Genomic DNA, 2,386 nt, shown 5'->3' on the forward strand with positions numbered 1-2,386 from the left:
CAGGGAGTCGGTGAACATCTACAACACACAGCGGCCGCACCTGTCGCTGAAATACAAAACGCCCGATGAGGTTCATCGGGCGTTATCCGGCTGAAAAGTGTCAACCTATATCAGGACTAGTCACCGACGCTCCCGCCGGCGGGGGAAGCCCTTATACTCTCGGCAACGACAACAGAGCGGGAGATGAACCCGTTCGAACCCCATCAGGCTGTAGAGGTTACGCATGGACATTTTACGTATTGGTTTGGTTTCCGTTTCCGACCGCGCTTCCGGCGGCGTTTACCAGGACAAGGGCATCCCGGCGCTGGAAGCGTGGCTGAGCGGCGCGCTGGCGACGCCATTCAAGCTGGAAACCCGGCTGATCCCCGATGAGCAGACGCAAATTGAACAGACGCTGTGCGAGCTGGTGGACGAAATGGGCTGCCACCTGGTGCTGACCACCGGCGGCACAGGGCCGGCGCGCCGCGACGTCACCCCCGACGCCACGCTGGCGATCGCCGATCGCGTGATGCCCGGCTTCGGTGAGCAAATGCGTCAGATCAGCCTACACTATGTGCCAACGGCAATTCTTTCTCGCCAGGTGGGGGCGATCCGCAAACAGGCGCTGATCATCAACCTGCCCGGCCAACCGAAGTCGATCAAGGAAACGCTGGAAGGGGTGAAGGATGAGCAGGGCAATGCGGTGGTGCACGGCATCTTCGCCAGCGTGCCTTATTGCATTCAGCTGCTCGACGGGCCTTACGTCGAAACGCACGCCGCGGTGGTAGCAGCATTTCGGCCAAAGAGCGCGCGTCGCGAGATAAACTTCTAAATTTCAGCGATCTGCGAGATCGGCTTCAGCCCGTCTGGTGTGAAAATAATTTGCCGCTATAGTAAGGATTCTTTTACAGAAAGCCTGCGGCTTTTATTTTTACAGCCTTTACCGACGGTGCCCTATGCCTCACGACACTAATCGCCGCTTAAACCGGCAAGACTACAAAACGCTGACGTTGGCCGCGTTGGGCGGCGCGCTGGAGTTTTACGACTTCATCATCTTCGTGTTCTTCGCCGCCGTGGTCGGCGATCTGTTCTTCCCGGCGGACATGCCGGAATGGCTGCGGCTGGTGCAAACCTTCGGCATTTTCGCCGCCGGCTATCTGGCCCGCCCGCTGGGCGGCATCGTAATGGCGCACTTCGGCGATCTGGTCGGCCGCAAAAAGATGTTTACCCTGAGCATTCTGCTGATGGCGTTGCCGACGCTGGCGATGGGCCTGCTGCCGACCTACGCCAGCATCGGCATTGCCGCGCCGCTGCTGCTGCTGCTGATGCGCGTGCTGCAGGGGGCGGCGATCGGCGGTGAGGTGCCGGGCGCCTGGGTCTTCGTCGCCGAACACGTGCCGCGCCGGCGCATCGGCTTCGCCTGCGGCACGCTGACCGCCGGGCTGACGGTAGGCATCCTGCTGGGCTCGGTGGTGGCGACGGTGATCAATACCACGCTCAGCCCACAGAGCATCGCCGGCGGCGGCTGGCGCATTCCTTTCCTGTTGGGCGGCATGTTCGGCCTGGTGGCGATGTACCTGCGCCGCTGGCTGCAGGAAACGCCGATCTTCATCGAGATGCAGGCGCGTAAAGCGCTGGCCGAGGAGCTGCCGCTGAAATCGGTGGTGCTCAATCACAAGCGGGAAGTGGCGGTGTCGATGTTGCTGACCTGGCTGCTCTCCGCCGGCATCGTGGTGGTGATCCTGATGACGCCGACCTATCTGCAAAAGCAGTTCGGCATCGCGCCGGCGTTGACGCTACAGGCTAACAGCATCGCCACCATCATGCTGATCGCCGGCTGCATCGTCGCCGGTTTGTCGGCCGATCGCTTCGGCGCCAGCAAAACGCTGGTGGTCGGCAGTGTGCTGCTGGCCGGCTGCAGCTGGCTGTTCTATCAGACGGTGGGCGTGCGCCCGGAAATGCTGTTCGCCTGCTATGCTCTGGTGGGGTTCAGCGTCGGCGTGGTGGGAGCGGTGCCGTACGTGATGGTGCGGGCGTTCCCGGCGGAAGTGCGGTTTACCGGCATCTCGTTCTCATATAACGTCTCGTACGCTATTTTTGGCGGTTTAACCCCTATTTTTGTGACGCTGATCATGAAATTAACCCCGTTAGCACCCGCTTACTACGTGCTGGCGCTGTCGCTCATCGGGCTGCTGCTCGGCCTCTACCTGCATCGCGACCTGAACAGCGAGGCCGGGGAGCGGCGAGCCGATTCCTACAGCTAAAAAAAAGCCCTGCGACGCAGTAATGCCGATCGTTTAAGAACACTTGAACGATCCACTCAGTAAGAGACAATCCGGATTCAGCCCTCTGATTCCGGATTTTTTTATGTCTGAACACGATATGGATTTCGTTGTTGATGTTTGCC

The 2,386-nt window shown here is 60.3% G+C and carries 2 protein-coding genes; both read left to right on the plus strand.

From position 1 onward, the window contains the following. Positions 1–223: 223 nt before the first annotated feature. Positions 224–811, plus strand: a complete 588-nt coding sequence (mog, locus tag M6G53_RS24710; protein ID WP_253335165.1) for a molybdopterin adenylyltransferase — start codon at positions 224–226, stop codon at positions 809–811. A 124-nt stretch (positions 812–935) separates the two neighbouring features. Next, positions 936–2,243 (plus strand): MFS transporter, encoded by a 1,308-nt coding sequence (locus M6G53_RS24715; protein WP_253335167.1) that lies wholly within the window; start codon positions 936–938, stop codon positions 2,241–2,243. Positions 2,244–2,386: the final 143 nt, after the last annotated feature.

The organism is Serratia nevei (assembly GCF_024160145.1).
GTDB lineage: Bacteria > Pseudomonadota > Gammaproteobacteria > Enterobacterales > Enterobacteriaceae > Serratia > Serratia nevei_A.